Source organism: Streptomyces sp. NPDC053069 (assembly GCF_044546895.1).
Lineage (GTDB): Bacteria > Actinomycetota > Actinomycetes > Streptomycetales > Streptomycetaceae > Streptomyces.
In genome coordinates, this window is sequence record NZ_JBITZN010000003.1 from 384,200 (window position 1) to 400,251 (window position 16,052).

At 71.0% G+C, this 16,052-nt stretch carries 14 protein-coding genes; all 14 read right to left on the reverse strand.

Annotated features, from left to right (window positions below):
• Positions 1-3: 3 nt before the first annotated feature.
• The 14 genes from hpnH to ACIGXP_RS08850 all read right to left on the reverse strand — a co-directional run bounded on the left by hpnH (position 4) and on the right by ACIGXP_RS08850 (position 15,818).
• The gene (gene hpnH, locus ACIGXP_RS08785) at positions 4-1,026 is read right to left on the reverse strand and encodes an adenosyl-hopene transferase HpnH (protein WP_363217875.1); all 1,023 of its coding nucleotides are present in this window, start codon (positions 1,024-1,026) and stop codon (positions 4-6) included.
• A gap of 5 nt (positions 1,027-1,031) precedes the next feature.
• The gene (locus ACIGXP_RS08790; protein WP_399765717.1) at positions 1,032-1,673 is read right to left on the reverse strand and encodes a 1-hydroxy-2-methyl-2-butenyl 4-diphosphate reductase; all 642 of its coding nucleotides are present in this window, start codon (positions 1,671-1,673) and stop codon (positions 1,032-1,034) included.
• Positions 1,670-3,700 (reverse strand): squalene--hopene cyclase, encoded by a 2,031-nt coding sequence (shc, locus tag ACIGXP_RS08795; protein ID WP_399765720.1) that lies wholly within the window; start codon positions 3,698-3,700, stop codon positions 1,670-1,672. The genes ACIGXP_RS08790 and shc overlap by 4 nt, the downstream gene beginning before the upstream one ends.
• A 118-nt stretch (positions 3,701-3,818) precedes the next feature.
• Complete coding sequence (locus tag ACIGXP_RS08800) at positions 3,819-4,952, reverse strand: polyprenyl synthetase family protein (protein ID WP_399765723.1); 1,134 nt, start codon at positions 4,950-4,952, stop codon at positions 3,819-3,821.
• Positions 4,952-6,385, reverse strand: a complete 1,434-nt coding sequence (gene hpnE / locus ACIGXP_RS08805) for a hydroxysqualene dehydroxylase HpnE (RefSeq protein ID WP_399765726.1) — start codon at positions 6,383-6,385, stop codon at positions 4,952-4,954. Before hpnE ends, ACIGXP_RS08800 begins: the two co-directional genes overlap by 1 nt.
• A 193-nt stretch (positions 6,386-6,578) precedes the next feature.
• The gene (gene hpnD, locus ACIGXP_RS08810) at positions 6,579-7,541 is read right to left on the reverse strand and encodes a presqualene diphosphate synthase HpnD (RefSeq protein ID WP_363217869.1); all 963 of its coding nucleotides are present in this window, start codon (positions 7,539-7,541) and stop codon (positions 6,579-6,581) included.
• Positions 7,538-8,434 (reverse strand): squalene synthase HpnC, encoded by an 897-nt coding sequence (gene hpnC / locus ACIGXP_RS08815; RefSeq protein ID WP_399765728.1) that lies wholly within the window; start codon positions 8,432-8,434, stop codon positions 7,538-7,540. Before hpnC ends, hpnD begins: the two co-directional genes overlap by 4 nt.
• A 359-nt stretch (positions 8,435-8,793) precedes the next feature.
• Positions 8,794-9,591, reverse strand: coding sequence for an ABC transporter ATP-binding protein (locus ACIGXP_RS08820; RefSeq protein ID WP_363217867.1), 798 nt, complete (start codon positions 9,589-9,591; stop codon positions 8,794-8,796).
• Positions 9,584-10,513 (reverse strand): ABC transporter permease, encoded by a 930-nt coding sequence (locus tag ACIGXP_RS08825; RefSeq protein WP_399765732.1) that lies wholly within the window; start codon positions 10,511-10,513, stop codon positions 9,584-9,586. The genes ACIGXP_RS08820 and ACIGXP_RS08825 overlap by 8 nt, the downstream gene beginning before the upstream one ends.
• A 60-nt stretch (positions 10,514-10,573) precedes the next feature.
• Complete coding sequence (locus ACIGXP_RS08830) at positions 10,574-11,446, reverse strand: glycosyltransferase family 2 protein (RefSeq protein WP_399765735.1); 873 nt, start codon at positions 11,444-11,446, stop codon at positions 10,574-10,576.
• 8 nt (positions 11,447-11,454) lie between these two features.
• Complete coding sequence (locus ACIGXP_RS08835; RefSeq protein ID WP_363217864.1) at positions 11,455-12,234, reverse strand: CDP-alcohol phosphatidyltransferase family protein; 780 nt, start codon at positions 12,232-12,234, stop codon at positions 11,455-11,457.
• The gene (locus tag ACIGXP_RS08840) at positions 12,212-13,273 is read right to left on the reverse strand and encodes an iron-containing alcohol dehydrogenase family protein (RefSeq protein ID WP_363217863.1); all 1,062 of its coding nucleotides are present in this window, start codon (positions 13,271-13,273) and stop codon (positions 12,212-12,214) included. The genes ACIGXP_RS08835 and ACIGXP_RS08840 overlap by 23 nt, the downstream gene beginning before the upstream one ends.
• Positions 13,261-14,013, reverse strand: coding sequence for a sugar phosphate nucleotidyltransferase (locus tag ACIGXP_RS08845; protein ID WP_399765739.1), 753 nt, complete (start codon positions 14,011-14,013; stop codon positions 13,261-13,263). The genes ACIGXP_RS08840 and ACIGXP_RS08845 overlap by 13 nt, the downstream gene beginning before the upstream one ends.
• A complete protein-coding gene (locus ACIGXP_RS08850; RefSeq protein ID WP_399765742.1) occupies positions 14,010-15,818 on the reverse strand; it encodes a DUF5941 domain-containing protein in 1,809 nt (602 codons plus the stop codon). Before ACIGXP_RS08850 ends, ACIGXP_RS08845 begins: the two co-directional genes overlap by 4 nt.
• Between the last annotated feature and the right edge of the window lie 234 nt (positions 15,819-16,052).

Genomic DNA, 16,052 nt, shown 5'->3' on the forward strand with positions numbered 1-16,052 from the left:
GCGTCACTCCCGGTTCCCGGAGACGGTCTCGCGCATGGCCCGCAGCGACTCCTTCAGGGAGCCCATGGTGGCGAGGACGGCGGTGGGCTCGTACCCGCAGTGCGCCATGCAGTTGGCGCAGCGCGGGTCCTTGCCGCGGCCGTACTTGTCCCAGTCGGTCTTCTCGATGAGTTCGCGGTACGTCGGCACGTACCCGTCGCTCATCAGGTAGCACGGGCGCTGCCAGCCGAAGAGCGAATAGTTCGGGATCGCCCACGCGGTGCACGGGAAGTCGACCTTGCCCTCCAGGAAGTCCAGGAAGAGCGGGGAGTGGTTGAGCCGCCACTTCTTGCGGTTGCCGCCCGCGAACGCCTTCTTGAAGAGTTCGCGGGTCTGCTCCACGCCGAGGAAGTGCTCCTGGTCGGGGGCCTTCTCGTAGGCGTAGGCGGGCGAGATCATCATCTCGTCGACCTTCAGGTCGTCGTTGAGGAAGTTGAGCACCTCGATGATGGTCTGGGGGGTGTCGGTGTTGAAGAAGGTGGAGTTGGTGGTCACCCGGAAGCCGCGCCGCTTGGCCTCCTTGATGGCCTCCACCGCCTCGTCGAACACGCCCTCCTTCGCGACCGACTCGTCGTGCCGCTCACGCAGACCGTCGATGTGCACGGCGAAGGCGAAATAGGGAGAGGGCTTGAATTTGTCGATCTTCTTGCGCAACAGCATCGCGTTGGTGCACAGGAAGACATACTTCCGCTTGGCCACCAGCTGGCGCACGATCTCATCGATCTGAGGGTGCATCAAGGGCTCGCCACCCGCGATGGAGACCATCGGCGCACCGGACTCCAGCACCGCGCCCACGGCCTGGGCGACCGGCATGCGCTGCTTGAGCACACCCGCCGGATGCTGGATCTTGCCGCAGCCCTCGCACTTGAGGTTGCAGGCGAAGAGCGGTTCAAGCTCGACGATGAGCGGAAACTTGTCCCGCCTGCGCAGTTTCTGTTCAGCCAGGTAAGTAGCGACCTTGATGGACTGACGCAGCGGCATGGCCATCTGGCTCACCTCCGGGGGAGCAGCAAAGAACGGTGCCATTCGAAAAATGCGGGAAGAACGGATCGAAGAACACGGAAGGCCGATATTCCACCGCGCACCGTGCCGATCCGCACGAGTTCGTGTTCAGGGGCGTCCACGACCACCCGTACGGCCGCAACCGGACGCTCACTGATCCGGACGGCGCTCAGCAGGGTGGCCGCCGACTCCATGTCGACCGCGATCGCGCCGGTCGCGAGCAGCTGGGACCGCTCGGGGCCGCGTACGACGTGGTCGGAGCCGGTGAGCGGGCCGGTGTGGACCGTGCGCCCGGGCAGCAGCCGCACGAGTTCCTTGACCAGCAGTTCGGTGCCCACGCAGGCGACGGTGCCGCGCGGGTCCCGGGTCTCCTCGGCGACCACCAGATCGCCGGGGTGCATGCCGGGGGCGAGCCCGGCGCAGAAGCCGGTGGCCAGCACGGCGGCGTCGGCGAGGTGCGGCTCGGACAGATACCCGGTGACGGACCGTTCCGCCGCCCGGGGACCCATGCCCGTACGGACGAAGGTGACCGGCCCGCCGGCACCGCTGTGGTCGCCGGTGCGCAGGGCGAGGTGCTCGATGCCGAGGGCGCAGGCGATCAGCAGCGGGGCCGGGGCGGGCGGGGTGCTCAACTCAAACTCACCTTGGCCCCGGACAGCGGTTTCCCGGCGAGGAGGCCTCGCTCGAAGGGGTCGCCGTGCAGGTACCGGCCGAGCGCGGTGAGCGGGAAGACCTGCCGGTACAGGTGGTAGTTGATGGAGAAGTCCCAGGGGAAGCCGGTGCCGGTGAAGTACGGCTCGTCCCAGGTTCCGTCCGCCCGCTGGGTGTCGGCGAGCCACTGGATGCCGCGCTCGACGGCCTTCGAGTCCTGCTCCCCCGCCGCGAGCAGGGCCATCAGCGCCCACGCGGTCTGCGAGGCGGTGGACGCACCCCGGCCGCTCCATTCCTTGACGTACTTGTAGGAGCGCAGGTCCTCGCCCCAGCCGCCGTCGTCGTTCTGGACGCTCTCCAGCCAGGACACGGCCCGCCGGATCGCCGGGTGCGAGCCGGGCAGCCCGGCGGCGGTGAGCGCCGGTACGACGGACCCGGTGCCGTAGATGTAGTTGACGCCCCAGCGGCCGAACCACGAGCCGTTCGGCTCCTGTTCGGCGAGCAGCCAGTCGATGCCCCGGCGGGTACGGGGATCGTGGGCGAGTCCCTCGGCGGCGAGCATCTCCACGACGTGCGCGGTGACATCGGCGGAGGGCGGGTCGATGACCTCGCCGAAGTCGCAGAACGGCAGCCGGTTGGGGAACGGGCTGGTGTTGTCGACGTCGAAGGCGCCCCATGCGCCGTTCTTCGACTGCATCCCGAGATTCCAGCGCACCGCGCGCCCGATGGCGTTGTCCACACGCTCGGGGTCGTGGTGCCGGACCCGGCGCAGCGCGAGGGCGACCTCGGCGGTGTCGTCGATGTCCGGGTAGTTGTCGTTGTGGAACTCGAACGCCCAGCCGCCCGGCGGCAGCCCGGGCCGGCGTACGGACCAGTCGCCGGGCCGGACGATCTCCTCGCCGAGCATCCAGTCGGCCGCCTTGACCAGTTGCGGATGGTCGGCCGGGAGGCCCGCGTCGACGAGCGCGATGGTGGCGAGGCAGGTGTCCCACACCGGGGACTGGCAGGCCTCGATCATCCGGGCGCCGTCCTCGCGCCACACGGCGAAACGGTCCAGCGAGGCGAGGCCCTCGCGCATCACCGGATGCTCCAGGTCGTAGCCGAGCAGGTGGAGGGCGATGACCGAGTACACGGCCGGGGGCTGGATGCCGCCCCAGCAGCCGTCGTTCTCCTGCCGCTCGATGATCCAGCGGGCGGCGGTGTTCATCGCGGCCCTGCGGAGCCGGCGCGGGGCGACCTTGCGGAACCGGTGCAGCGCCTTGTCCAGGCGCTGGAAGGTGCCGTCCCAACTGGCCAGCGGGGCAAGCGGCGTCACGGGGTTCGGGTGCGCCGGGTCGGTGTGCAGCTCGTCCAGCGGGAAGGGCGCGGGGCGCACCGGGCGCTTGGCCGAGACGATGGTCAGCGGCACGATGGTCTGCCGGGCCCAGCAACCGAAGTCGTAGATGTTCAGCGGCATCCAGGTGGGGAACCAGATGAGTTCCGGCGGGAGTTCGGGCAGGTCCTCCCACTTCCACCAGCCGAACAGGGCGAGCCAGATCCGGGTGAAGACCCGGGCGGCGGCGATGCCGCCGCGCTCACGGATCCAGGCGGACGCCTTCGCCATGTGCGCCTCGTCGGGCGCGTCACCGGCCAGGCGCAGGGCGACGTACGCCTCGATGGTGGTGGACAGTTCGCCGGGCCCGCCGTAGAAGGTGGCCCAGGTGCCGTCCTCGCGCTGCTCGCCGCGGATGAACCTGGCGGCGGCCTGCGTGGTGTGCTCGTCGCGGATCCCCAGGAACTGACGGAGCAGCAGGTCCTCGGCGTCCATGGTGACGTTGGTCTCCAGGTCGCCCTTCCACCAGCCCTGGGCGTCCTGCCGCGCGAGCAGGAAGTCGGTGGCACGCCGGGTGGCGCGTACGGCGGCTTCGCGTACCCCGGCCGCCTCGGGGGTGGTGAGGGTGGTGTCGCTGGCCGCGGCAGCGCGGGGCGGCACAGTCGCCCCGGTGCTTCCGTCGGTCGTCGCTGTCATGGCTTCCCCTTCGTGCAGTCGTGCGAGTCGTGCTGCTGTGGGTCCGCCGTCGGCCGGTGTCCGCACCATCCTGCGGCACCGGCCGGCGACTACGCGAGGCGTGTTGGGCCGATAGGGATCATCTCTTTCGTACGACGACGAAGTCGGCGAGCGCCGTGAAGGAGTCGCGTACCCGCTCGGGCATGTCGACGGCGTCGAGGGCTTCGATGGCGATGGTGTGCTGACGGCGCGCTTCCTCGGCCGTCCAGGCGCGGCCGCCGGCCTCCTCGATGAGGGCCGCGCGGGCCGCGAACTCCTCCTCGGAGAAGTTCTCGAAGTCGCTGCTCTTGGCGTCCGCGGCGAGGATCTCGCCGAGCCGCTCGGAGGCGGGGCCGCCGGCCGCGAGCGCGGCGACGACCGGCAGGGACTTCTTGCGCTGGCGCAGGTCGCTCCAGGTCTGCTTGCCGGTGGCCTCCGGGTCGCCCCAGATGCCGAGCAGGTCGTCGATCGCCTGGAAGGCGAGGCCGAGGTGGTAGCCGTACTTCTCCAGCGCGTCGGCGGTGGCGTCGTCCGCGCCGCCGAGGACCGCGCCGATGGAGCTGGAGGCGGCGAGCAGCGCGCCGGTCTTGTTGCCCTCCATCTCCAGGCACTCCTCGACGCTGACCCGGTCGCGGTGCTCGTAGGAGATGTCCTGCGCCTGACCGTCGATCAGGGCGCGGGTGGCGGTGGTCAGCCGGCGGGTGGCACGGCCGGCCTCGACCGTGCCGAGCTCCAGCAGGATCTCGTTGGCGAGGGCGAACAGGGCGTCGCCGACCAGGATGGCCTGGGCGGGGCCGTGCACCTTCCAGACGGTGTCGCGGTGCCGGCGCTGCTCGTCGCCGTCCATCAGGTCGTCGTGCAGCAGTGAGAAGTTGTGGACGAGTTCCACGGCCACGGCACCCGGGATGCCCACCTCGGGCGCGGCGCCGGTGACCTCGGCGGAGAGCACGGCGAGCGCGGGACGCACGGCCTTGCCGCCGTCGCCGTCGGCCGGGTTGCCGGCGGCGTCGATCCAGCCGAAGTGGTAGGCGGCGACGGTGTCCATGGGAGGCGCCAGCCGGTCGACGGCCGCACGCAGGACGGGAGTGGCCAGGGTCCGGCCGCGCTCCAGCAGCGCGGTCACGTCCACCGCGGCCCGTGGGACGGGCGTCGAAGCCGGGGGCACAGTGGGCACAGTCTCTCCTCTTGTCGCGGTACCGGGGGTGCGGGAGCCTGCCGCGTGCCGGTCGGGCATCAGGCCGCCTCCTCGAACTCGAAGAGGTGGCGGGGGCGGGGCCGGCCGAGGGCGCTGAGTGCGGCGTCGGCCGCGCTCACTCCACTGCGGACCGCACTCTCCATGGTCGCGGGCCACCCGGTGGCGGTCCACGCTCCGGCCAGGTACAGGCCGGGGGCCTTGGTGCGGGCGCCGGGCCGCAGCCGTCCGACGCCGGGGGTGGGGGCGAACGTGGCCGTGCGCTCCCGGGTCACGAAGAAATCTTTCACCACGGCGCCGCGGGTACCCGGGATCAGCCGCTCCAGCTCGGGCAGATAGCGCTCGCGCAAGTCGGCGACCGGCAGGTCGATCTCGTCCTGCGCGGCCGACTGGGACAGCGCCAGGTACTGACCCTCGGTCAGTCCGGAGGCGTCCGTGCGGTCGAAGACCCACTGCACCGGGGTGCCGAGGGCCGCGAAGAAGGGGCGTGCGAGCACCTTGCGGTCGTAGACGACATGGACGTTGAGGATCGGCGCGGTGCCGATCCGCAGCAGCTGCCCGGGGGCGTCGAGTGCGCCGGGCGGCAGCAGGTCGTGGGTCTCTCGCTGGGGTACGGCGAGGACGACGGCGTCGGTTTCGAGGCACTCGCCGGGAACCTGAACGCTCCAGGTGCCGTTCTCGTTGATAGAGACGGAGGTGACGCGTGTACGGACCTCGGTACGGACGCCCGCGGAGTCGAGCGCCTTGCGGGCCAGCCGGTCGTGCAGTTCGCCCAGCGGGACGCGGGCCCAGCCGATGTCGGCCGCGCCCGGGTCGGACAGCAGACCGGTCTTGAACACCATCGCGGCGAGCCCCAGCGAGGCGTCGCCCGCGACCGCGTTGAGGGTGGCGACCCCGACCAGGTCCCACAGGGCCTCGACGGCGCGCGCGGACTGGCCCTGTGCGGCCAGCCAGCTGCCGAAGTCCTGCGTGTCCAGGGCCGGATCGGCGAGGTCGAGCCCCTTCAGCGCGAGCGCGGCCCGCCCGACCGCGGCGCGCTCGGCGAGCGAGAGATGCGGATAGGCGGCCAGGCTGCGCCCCAGATGGAGGGGGACGGGCAGCGGGTCGCGCCGCAGCCGGCCGAGCCGTCTGCCCTCGGGCTTGGTGACGTCGACGACGGGGACGTCCAGGCGGTCCTGCAGCGGTGCCAGCGCCGCGCCCTGGATCCGGTCGAGGAACCAGCGGTAGGCGGTGCAGCAGCGCAGGTAGACGTGCTGGCCGTTGTCCACGGTCAGTTCGCCGCGCTGGAAGGAGAAGGCGAGGCCGCCCAGCCTGGGCCTGCCTTCGAGCAGGGTGACACGGACGCCCGCGTCGGCGAGCGCGAGCGCCGCGGTGATCCCGGCGAGCCCGCCGCCGACCACGACGGCGCGGCGGCTTGCGGCACCTTCCGGTTCCGCGGTGCCGTGCGTCCGTGCGGGGCGGGAGCCGTCGCTCATGGTGCGTCCTTCCGTGCGAGCGCTCCGCGGGCCATGCCGTGATGGGCCGTCGGCCGTCTGCGGGCCCGTTGTGGCTGATCGCGTGGTTCCCCGCACCCCTTCGGGGCGCCCGCACGGTCGGCCGTCGCTGTCAGGGACGCCACGCCGCTGCCGAGGGTTGCCTCGCCCGTGTCTCCTGGTTCGGTGAGGCCCATCAGGCGCGCCTCCTGACGGACCGCGGGGAGACATGCCGGGTCACGTGCCGGGTGTCGAGGCCGGACAGGCCGCGTACGGCGACGTAGGCCTTCTCGCGTCCGGGCAGCGAGACCCGGCCGCGCAGCACGGCCTCGGGGTCACGCTCGATGCGGTCCAGCAGCCGGCGGTAGATGCCGGCCATGGCGGCCACGCAGGCGCCGCTGCGCCGGTCGAGCATGGGCAGCAGCCGGTAGCCCTCGGCGAAGAGGGCGCGGGCCCGCCGCACTTCGAAATGCACGAGGCCCGCGAAGTCGGAGCCCTCCGGTGGCGTGGGCCCGTCGAACCCGGCCGCGCAGCCGAACTTGGCGAGGTCGTCGGCGGGCAGATAGGTACGGCCGCCGGCCGCGTCCTCGCGGACGTCCCTGAGGATGTTGGTGAGCTGCAGGGCGAGGCCGAGCGTGTCGGCGTACTCGGGTGCGCGCTCGGCGCCGCGCGCTCCCGGTTCGGTGCCGAACACGCCGAGCGAGAGGCGGCCGATGGCACCGGCGACACACCGGCAGTAGACCTTCAGGTCGTCCCAGGTCTCGTAGGTCTCGCCGCGCACGTCCATCTGGACGCCGTCGATCAGCTCGTCGAGGCCGCCGAGCGGGATCGGGAAAGCGCGTGCCGCATGGGCGAGCGCCACGGCGACCGGATCGGTGTCGTCCTCCTCCACCTCGTCCTCCCGGACCCGGGCGAGCAGCGCCCGGGTGTCCTGAAGCCGCTTCAGCTTCACCTCGCCGGCCAGGTCGCCGTCGCCGATGTCGTCGACACGCCGGGAAAACGCGTACAGCGCCGACATGGCGCGGCGCTTCGGCGTGGGCAGCAGGCGGATGCCGTAGGCGAAGTTGCGGGCCTGCTGCCCGGTGACGGTCTCGCAGTAGCTGTAGGCGGCGAGTACCGGTGCGGACACGTGCGACGGAGAATCCACGGTCCGGATCACCCCTCTCCTCGCAGGATCACGCCCGCCTCACGCAGCAACTGGACCTTGCCGGGTCGGGGCGGGCCGGGAAGTACGTCGTATTCGGCGGCGGCGATCGCGTGGATCGCCGCCCTTCCCCCCGCCACGAACCCTGCGAGCAGCAGCTTCAGCCTGCCGTGGACGCTACCCACCAGGGGGGCGCCTTCATTCAGCAGATCGCGGGCGCGTTGCGCTTCGTATGCAACCAGGGCGCGCACCGATGCGCCCGCGGTTTTTGCGCCAAGATCCGTTTCCTGGACGTGAAAGCGCTTCATGTCCGCGGCCGGGAGATAGATCCGGTCGCGGCCCAGGTCCTCGGCGACGTCCTGGAGGTGTTCCACGATCTGCAGCGCGGTGCAGATCGCGTCGGACAGCCGGATCCGCTCGGGGGTGGCGGTGCCGGTGACGGCGAGGACGAGGCGGCCGACGGGATTGGCGGACAGTTCGCAGTAGGCGAGGAGGTCGTCGTAGGTCTCGTAGCGGGTGACGAGCTGGTCCTGGCGGTTCGCGGCGATCAGTCCGAGGAAGGGCTCGGGGGTGAGGGAGCGGCGGCGGACCGTGGGCTGCAGCCGGCGCAGCAGCGGATGGCGCGGGGTGCCGTCGAAGACACGGCGCAGGTCGGCCTCGAACGCGTCGAGGAGGACCAGGCGGTCCTCGGCGTCGGCGGACGGCACGCCGAGCATCCGGGCGTCGGCCCCGCCCGGGGCGAGGTCGCCGTCACCGATGTCGTCGACCAGACGGGCGAAGCCGTAGACGGCCATGAGGTCGTCACGCCATGCCCGGGGCAGGAAGAAGGGGGCGACCGGAAAATTCTCGCCGGCGGCCTTGTCGAGGGTGGCGCGTTCCAGGTCCGGCGCCGTATCGGTGGCCGTCATCGGGCGCTGCCCGCGGCGGGGACGGCACATGCTGCGTTGAGCTGGGGAGTTTCCGTAGCCATTGCCGTCACATCTCCCGTTCTACACTGCCGACCCAATACACACTATTTCGGACACGCCGCCCGGCAATTCGCGGGGTCTCACCGGCGCAGGGTGTCGCGCATTATCGCCCCACTTGCCGCTTTCCAGCACTGGTACAGCTTACGTTGTACAACGCTGCAAGGTCCGTCGGGGTGTCCTGCGCATCACAACAACACACCGATTGGTTCCAAGATTCCTGACACTGGCCGGAGTTGACGGTTCCTTTACGGACACAGGGCCCCGCCGGACGGTTCCGGCGGGGCCCTGACCGAAACAGGCTACTTGCCCGTGAACTTCTCGTACTCCTTCAAAACCTCTTCGGTCGGTCCGTCCATACGCAGCTCACCGCGCTCCAGCCACAGGACGCGGTTGCAGGTGTCGCGGATGGACTTGTTGTTGTGACTGACCAGAAAGACCGTTCCGGCCTCCTTGCGCAGTTCCCGGATGCGTTCCTCGGAGCGCTTCTGGAACTTGCGGTCACCGGTGGCGAGCGCCTCGTCGATCATGAGGACGTCGTGGTCCTTCGCGGCGGCGATGGAGAACCGCAGCCGGGCCGCCATGCCGGAGGAGTACGTGCGCATCGGCAGGGTGATGAAGTCGCCCTTCTCGTTGATGCCCGAGAAGTCGACGATGTCCTGGTAGCGCTCCTTGATCTGCTCCCGGGACATCCCCATCGCGAGGCCGCCCAGGATGACGTTCCGTTCGCCGGTCAGGTCGTTCATGAGGGCCGCGTTGACACCGAGCAGGGAGGGCTGGCCGTCGGTGTAGACCTTGCCCTTCTCGGCGGGCAGCAGGCCGGCGATGGCGCGCAGCAGCGTGGACTTGCCGGAGCCGTTGGAGCCGATCAGGCCGATGGCCTCGCCGCGGTAGGCGACGAAGGACACACCGCGCACGGCGTGCACCTTGCGCACGCCCCGTGCCGCATCGTCGGAGCCTCGCTTCAGGATCCGGCTGAGAGCCGCCGTCGCGCTGCCCTTGCCGGTCTTGGCCCCGTTGACGCGGTAGACGATGTGCAGGTCGTCCGCGATGACCGTCGGGCGGCGTTCCCCGGGGTCCGGTGTGTTCTGCTCAGCCACGGCCGTACCTCTCCTCCGCCTTCCAGAAGTACACGAAGCCGCCGGCGAAGACGACCACGGCCCAGAACAGTGCGACGGCCCAGACGTGCGGCGGCAGGTTCGAGGCGCCGTAGCCGTCGATGAGCGCGTAACGCATCAGGTCCATGTAGACCGCGGCCGGGTTGACCTGGAGCAGCCGGGCCGCGATCTCGGAGCGGCCCTCCATCATCTTGTTGATGGAGAACATGACACCCGAGGTGTACATCCAGGTGCGCAGGACGAACGGCATCAGCTGGGCGAGGTCCGGCGTCTTGGCGCCCATGCGGGCCACGATCAGCGCGAGTCCGGTGTTGAACAGGAACTGCAGCAGCAGGACGGGCACGATCAGCAGCCAGGCGGGGCTCGGATAGCTGCCGAAGCCGATCGCCACGACGAACATCACGATCATCGAGAAGAGCAGCTGCTGGAGCTGCTGCAGCGAGAAGGAGACCGGCAGTGAGGCGCGCGGGAAGTGCAGGGCGCGCACCAGACCGAGATTGCCGGAGATCGCACGGACGCCCGACATGACCGAGCTCTGCGTGAAGGTGAAGACGAACACACCCGTGACCAGGAACGGGATGTACACGTCCTGGGACAGGCCGCGGCTCGCGTGCAGGATCACGCCGAAGATGAAGTAGTACACGCCCGCGTTGAGCAGCGGTGTCGCGACCTGCCACAGCTGGCCGAGCTTGGCCTGGCTGTACTGGGCCGTCAGCTTCGCCTGCGAGAAGGCGAGGATGAAGTGGCGCCGCCCCCACAGCTGGCGGACGTACTCGGCCAGCGAGGGCCGGGCACCGCTCACGGCGAGCCCGTACCTGGCGGCGAGCTGCGCCGCACTCAGCCCCTCGTCGGGCGACGGTATCGCGCTCACCGCGACACCGCCGTCATGCGTTGTATGACTCACGAGTGGAAATCCGGAACTCTCTCAGTAAGAAGCTTGCTCTCTTCGGGTAAGAGAAGCTTCTCAGATCACCGGGGGCCGGCCCAGCCGGGTCAGCCGCCACACCGTGCGCCAGCGCATGGGACGGCGCGGTCCGCACGGCGTGGTCCAGCCTTCCCGGAATCCGCCGAACCACGCCTTCAGGGCCGGCCGGGAGGGACGGCGGAGCAGCGTGAGCAGCAGCCAGACACCGAGGTAGACGGGGACCAGGAGCGCGGGGAGGTTGCGCCGGGCCAGCCACACCCGGTTGCGGGCGACCATGCGGTGGTAGACCGCGTGCCGCGAGGGCGCGGTCGTCGGGTGGTACAGCACCATGTCGGAGCGGTAGTCGATCATCCAGCCGGCGTCCAGGGCCCGCCAGGCCAGGTCGGTCTCCTCGTGGGCGTAGAAGAACTCGTCCGGCAGGCCGCCGACCTCGGCGAAGACCCGGGTGCGGACGGCGTTGGCACCGCCGAGGAACGTGGTGACCCGGGAGGAGCGCATCGGGTCGGAGGCGCGCAGCCGGGGCACGTGCCGGCGCTGGGTCTCGCCGGTCTCGGGGTCGGCGATGCGGAAGCTGATGATGCCGAGAGCCGGGTCGGCCTCGAACGCCTCGCGGCACAGCTCGGCGGTGTCATGGCGGGCGAGCAGGCCGTCGTCGTCGAGGAAGAGCAATATGTCGACATCGCGGCCGCTGGGCCCGAAGGCCTCTATGCCGACATTGCGGCCGCCCGGGATGCCCAGGTTCTCGGGCAGCTCGATCGTGCGCACGCCGTCGGGGACGTCCGGGACGGGCGAGCCGTTGCCGACGACGACCACCTCGACGGGGTCGCCGTCCTGCTTGGCGACCGAGTCGAGCAGAGCCCGCAGCTCCTCGGGCCGGTTGCCCATGGTGATGATGACTGCGCCGACACGCATGGCGGTACTCACTTCAGCCTGCTGGAGGCGAGGATGGACACCAGGTGCAGCAGGGTCTGCAGCAGGGCGATGCCGGCCAGCACCGCTACACCCAGCCGGGAGAAGAACAGGTCGCCGCGCGCCTGGTCGGCGAGGGCCAGGACCAGGATGAGCAGGGACGCCTCGATACCCAGGATCAGCCGGTGGAACTTGAGGGCGGCGGCGGCCCGGCGGGCCAGCGCCATGCCGGAGGAGCGCATCTCGGCGGCGGCCTCCTGCACCGGAGGCTTGCCGGCCTGGTGCCGGGCGACGCCGACGAGGTCGGTCTCGGCCTTGATGAGGATGGCGCCGAGCGCGGCCAGCGTGCCGAGGAAGGCCCAGAGCCAGTCGATACGGCCGCCGCCCCACAGGTCGGCGGCGCGCAGGCCGAAGCCGGCCAGCACGGCGGCGTCGGTCAGATAGGCGCCGACCCGGTCCAGGTAGACGCCGTTCAGCGAGTACTGCTTCTTCCAGCGCGCGATCTCGCCGTCGACGCAGTCCAGCAGCAGATACAGCTGGACGCACACCACGCCGAGCACCGCGCCCCAGATCCCCGGCACCAGGAGTGCCGGGGCCGCGAGCACGCCGAAGACGGTCATCAGGTACGTGAGCTGGTTGGGCGTGACCCTGGTGTTCACCAGGTAGCGGTCGACCCGCAGGGACACCTCGCGCATGTAGAGGCGTCCCATCCAGTGCTCACCGCTGCGCCGGTCCTTCACCCCCGCGGGATGGACGACCGGACGGAGTTCAGCTACCGATGGCCTTGACATAGTCGGCGTAGGTGTCCTTGATCTGGTTCGTCTTGAGGTCGAGGTGTTCGAGGATCGTGTAGCGGCCGGGGCGGGTCTCCGGGGCGAACTCCACCGCCCGCACGAACTCGTCCACGGTGAAGCCGATCTCCTCCGGCAGCACCGGGAGCCCGTGCCGGCGCAGCACCGCGGCCGTGTGGACCGCCTCCTCGTGCGCCCCGCGCAGATACATCGCGAAGGCCGCGCCGAGCCCGCACTGCTCGCCGTGGGCGGCGGCACGCTTGGGGAACAGCAGGTCGAAGGCGTGGTTGATCTCGTGGCAGGAGCCGGAGGCGGGCCGCGAGTCGCCGGAGATCGACATCGAGATGCCGGTCAGGACCAGCGCCTCGGCGAGCACCTGGAGGAAGCCGTTGTCGCCGATGCCGCCGGGGTGCCTGAGGACCGCCTCGCCGGCCTGGCGGGCCATGGCCGCGGCGAGACCGTCGATCTTCTCGCCGTTGATGCGGTGGGACAGTTCCCAGTCCGCGACCGAGTTGATGTTGGAGATCGCGTCGCCGATGCCGGCCCGGACGAAGCGGGCCGGGGCCTCGCGGATCACGTCCAGGTCGATGACGACGGCGATCGGGTTCGGCACGCCGTAGGAGCCGCGCCCGGCGTCGTTGTCGAGGGTCGCCACCGGCGAGCACAGGCCGTCGTGCGCGAGGTTCGTCGGCACGGCCACCAGGGGCAGGCCGACGCGGGCCGCGGCGAACTTGGCGCAGTCGATGATCTTGCCGCCGCCGAGTCCGATCACCGCGTCGTAGTGGCCGGACTTCATCTCGCCGGCCAGCCGGATCGCGTCGTCGAGGGTGCCGCCGCCGACCTCGTACCAGCTGGCGCCGGGCAGCGAGGGGGCGATGCGCTCGCGCAGCCTCGCGCCGGAGCCGCCGCTGACGGCGACGGCGAGCCGGCCGGACTGCGCGATGCGCTCGTCGGCGAGGACGCAGGCCAGGTCGTCCAGGGCACCCGGGCGGATGTCCACGACGACCGGCGAGGGAATCAGCCGGGTCAGTAGCGGCACGCGATCTCCCGTCCCTTGGCGAGGTCGTCGTGGTTGTCGATCTCGACCCACTGGACGTCGCCGATCGGCGCCACGTCGATCTTGAAGCCGCGGTTGACCAGCTCCTGGTAGCCGTGCTCGTAGAACTGCTGCGGGTCGGTCTCCCAGACCGTCTTCAGCGCGTCGGCCAGCTCGGCGGCGGCGTCGCCCTCGATCAGCGTGACGCCGATGTACTCACCGGTCGCCTCGGCCGGGTCCATCAGCTTGGTGATCTTCGTCATGCCCTTCTCGGGGTCGACGACCACCTTCATCTCCTCGTCGGCGAGGTTCTTCACCGTGTCCAGGGCGAGGATGATGCGACGGCCCTCACCGCGCGCGGCGAGCAGCGTCTTCTCGACGGAGACCGGGTGCACGGTGTCGCCGTTGGCGAGGATCACACCGTCCTTGAGGGCGTCACGGCCGCACCACAGGGAGTAGGCGTTGTTCCACTCCTCGGCCTTGTCGTTGTCGATCAGGGTGAGCTTGAGGCCGTACTTCTGCTCCAGAGCCGCCTTGCGCTCGTAGACGGCCTCCTTGCGGTAGCCGACGATGATCGCGACCTCCGTCAGACCCACCTCGGCGAAGTTGGCGAGGGTGAGGTCCAGCACGGTCGGTTCGCCCTCTATGCCCGCGGGCCCCACCGGCACCAACGCCTTGGGCAGAGTGTCGGTGTAGGGGCGCAGACGGCGTCCGGCGCCGGCCGCCAGCACGAGGCCGATCATGCGGGTTCTCCTTCGTCGTGTACGGCTGGGGCGCCCTCCCTGTGAGCGGCGACCCAGAAACGGATGCTCTCGACGAGCACCACGAGGGCGACGGCCACGGCGAGGACCGTGAGCGCGACCGTGAACTGCGAGGCGGTGAGCACCGCGGCCAGAACGGTGACGACCAGCGTCCGCCCTTCGTGCCCCCCGATGGCGCACACCAGCCAGGCCGGGGGCGCTCCGGCGTTGCCGCGGATGCGGTACACCGTGTCGTAGTGATGGTAGGCGACGGCGGCCACCAGCCCGAAAGCCGCCGGCAGCGCTCCGTTCACCCCCGCCTTGCCCGCGAGGGCGAGGACGGTGCCGTACTCGGCGGCCCGGAAGAAGGGCGGGACGAGCCAGTCGAGGGCGCCCTTGAGGGGGCGGGCGACGGCGAGGGCCGAGGTGAGGACATAGACCAGGGCGCCGATGACCGGCAGGACCGAGCCGTAACCGGTCAGGGCCGAGCAGGCGACGGCCGCGGCGCCGCCGAGCAGGGCGACGGCGGGGACGGCGAGACCCGGCAGGCCACGCCGGGCGACCCGCTGGAGGGCGTCCGCCAGCGGCCCGGAGTCGGCGAGGTCCGCCAGCGCCCGGGCGGCCCGGTCGGTGCGCCGCGCCTTGCGGGTCAGGGACCGCAGCACCCGGCCGGCCGTGGTGTACGTCGCCGCGAAGGCGCAGCCGACGAGCAGGACGTAGAAAGTGATCCGCGGGGTGGTGGCCGCGGTGAGGATCGCGATCATCGCCCAGCGCTCGCCGATGGGCAGGACGATCATCCGCCGCACCCAGACCGTCCACCCGACGCTGTCCAGCTTGTCGGAGAGGGCGGCGGTGGGGCTGGTGTTGGCGGTGGCGTCGTGGTTGGCCTCGGTGAAGGAGAAGTCGACCACGTGCCGGCAGGTCTGCAGGATCATCGCGCCGAGGGCGAGGGCCCACACGTCGTCGCCGCCCCGGGCCGCGCCGAGGGCGAGACCGGCGTAATAGGCGTACTCCTTGGCCCGGTCGAACGTGGCGTCGAGCCAGGCGCCGAGCGTGGAGTACTTCAGGGCGTAACGGGCGAGCTGGCCGTCGGTGCAGTCCAGCACGAAGGACGCGATCAGCAGCACACCGGCCGCGACGAAGCCGGCCCGGGTGCCGGTCGCCGCACAGCCCGCCGCTATCAGGGCGGTGAGCAGCGAGGCGGTGGTGACCTGGTTCGGGGTCAGGCCCCGGCGGGCGCACCAGCGGGCGAGGTAGCGCGAGTACGGGCTGATGAAGAACGTGGTGAAGAAACCGTCGCGGGACTTCACCGCCGACTTCAGGCGTACGGCCTCGTCGTCGACGGCGGCGACGGCCTGCCGTGCCTCGTTGCGGGCCTGCGGGTCGGCGGGGACGGCGGCGACCAGGCTGCCCAGCTCGGGACGGTGCATCTCGCAGCCGTCGGTGCCGAGAGCGGCGACGATCCGGTCGGCGAGGCTGTCCACAGCCGGCGCGGTACCGCCGCCTGACGAGGTCTCGCGGGCCACGGCCCGGGTCAGCGCCTGCCGGGCGGCCGGCTGGGCGGTGACGGCGCCGGGGACGGCGGAGAGCGGGAAGCGCGGGTCGGTCAGGCCGAGGCGCAGGGCGTGCTGGTGGCCCACGAAGCGGGCGTCGACCAGGGCCACACGGTCGCCGGCCGGAGCGGCGGCGAGCAGGGCCTCGGCCTCGGCGGCGTCCGCTGCCACCCGGACGTCGAAGCCGAGCGACCGCAGATCGTTCTCCAGAGACGATCCGGGGACCGGCTGACCGGTGACAATGGCGGTCGGCAACCGAACTCACTCCCTGGGTGCCGGCGGGGGCGCCGGTCTCTCACGTGGTGGGGCGCCCTGCCTGTGGCACCCGGGCGGCATGTCGGCAGAGGGTATCGGATGGGCGGAAGCCCATGTTCACCGGCCGTTCACGGCCCGGCCCACGGGGGCTGCCCCGGCCTTTGCCGCGATCATCATGGGTGATCCGGGGCCCGCCCCACAAACCCGTGTGCGCAGACCCGGGCGAAGCGCACC

What these genes read in the sequence shown, in the direction of transcription:
- hpnH (WP_363217875.1), bottom strand. Translation starts at nt 1,026, where the DNA reads ATGGCCATGCCGCTGCGTCAGTCCATCAAGGTCGCTACTTACCTGGCT.
- shc (WP_399765720.1), bottom strand. Translation starts at nt 3,700, where the DNA reads ATGACAGCGACGACCGACGGAAGCACCGGGGCGACTGTGCCGCCCCGC.
- ACIGXP_RS08800 (WP_399765723.1), bottom strand. Translation starts at nt 4,952, where the DNA reads ATGCCCGACCGGCACGCGGCAGGCTCCCGCACCCCCGGTACCGCGACA.
- hpnE (WP_399765726.1), bottom strand. Translation starts at nt 6,385, where the DNA reads ATGAGCGACGGCTCCCGCCCCGCACGGACGCACGGCACCGCGGAACCG.
- hpnC (WP_399765728.1), bottom strand. Translation starts at nt 8,434, where the DNA reads ATGACGGCCACCGATACGGCGCCGGACCTGGAACGCGCCACCCTCGAC.
- ACIGXP_RS08830 (WP_399765735.1), bottom strand. Translation starts at nt 11,446, where the DNA reads ATGCGTGTCGGCGCAGTCATCATCACCATGGGCAACCGGCCCGAGGAG.
- ACIGXP_RS08835 (WP_363217864.1), bottom strand. Translation starts at nt 12,234, where the DNA reads ATGTCAAGGCCATCGGTAGCTGAACTCCGTCCGGTCGTCCATCCCGCG.
- ACIGXP_RS08845 (WP_399765739.1), bottom strand. Translation starts at nt 14,013, where the DNA reads ATGATCGGCCTCGTGCTGGCGGCCGGCGCCGGACGCCGTCTGCGCCCC.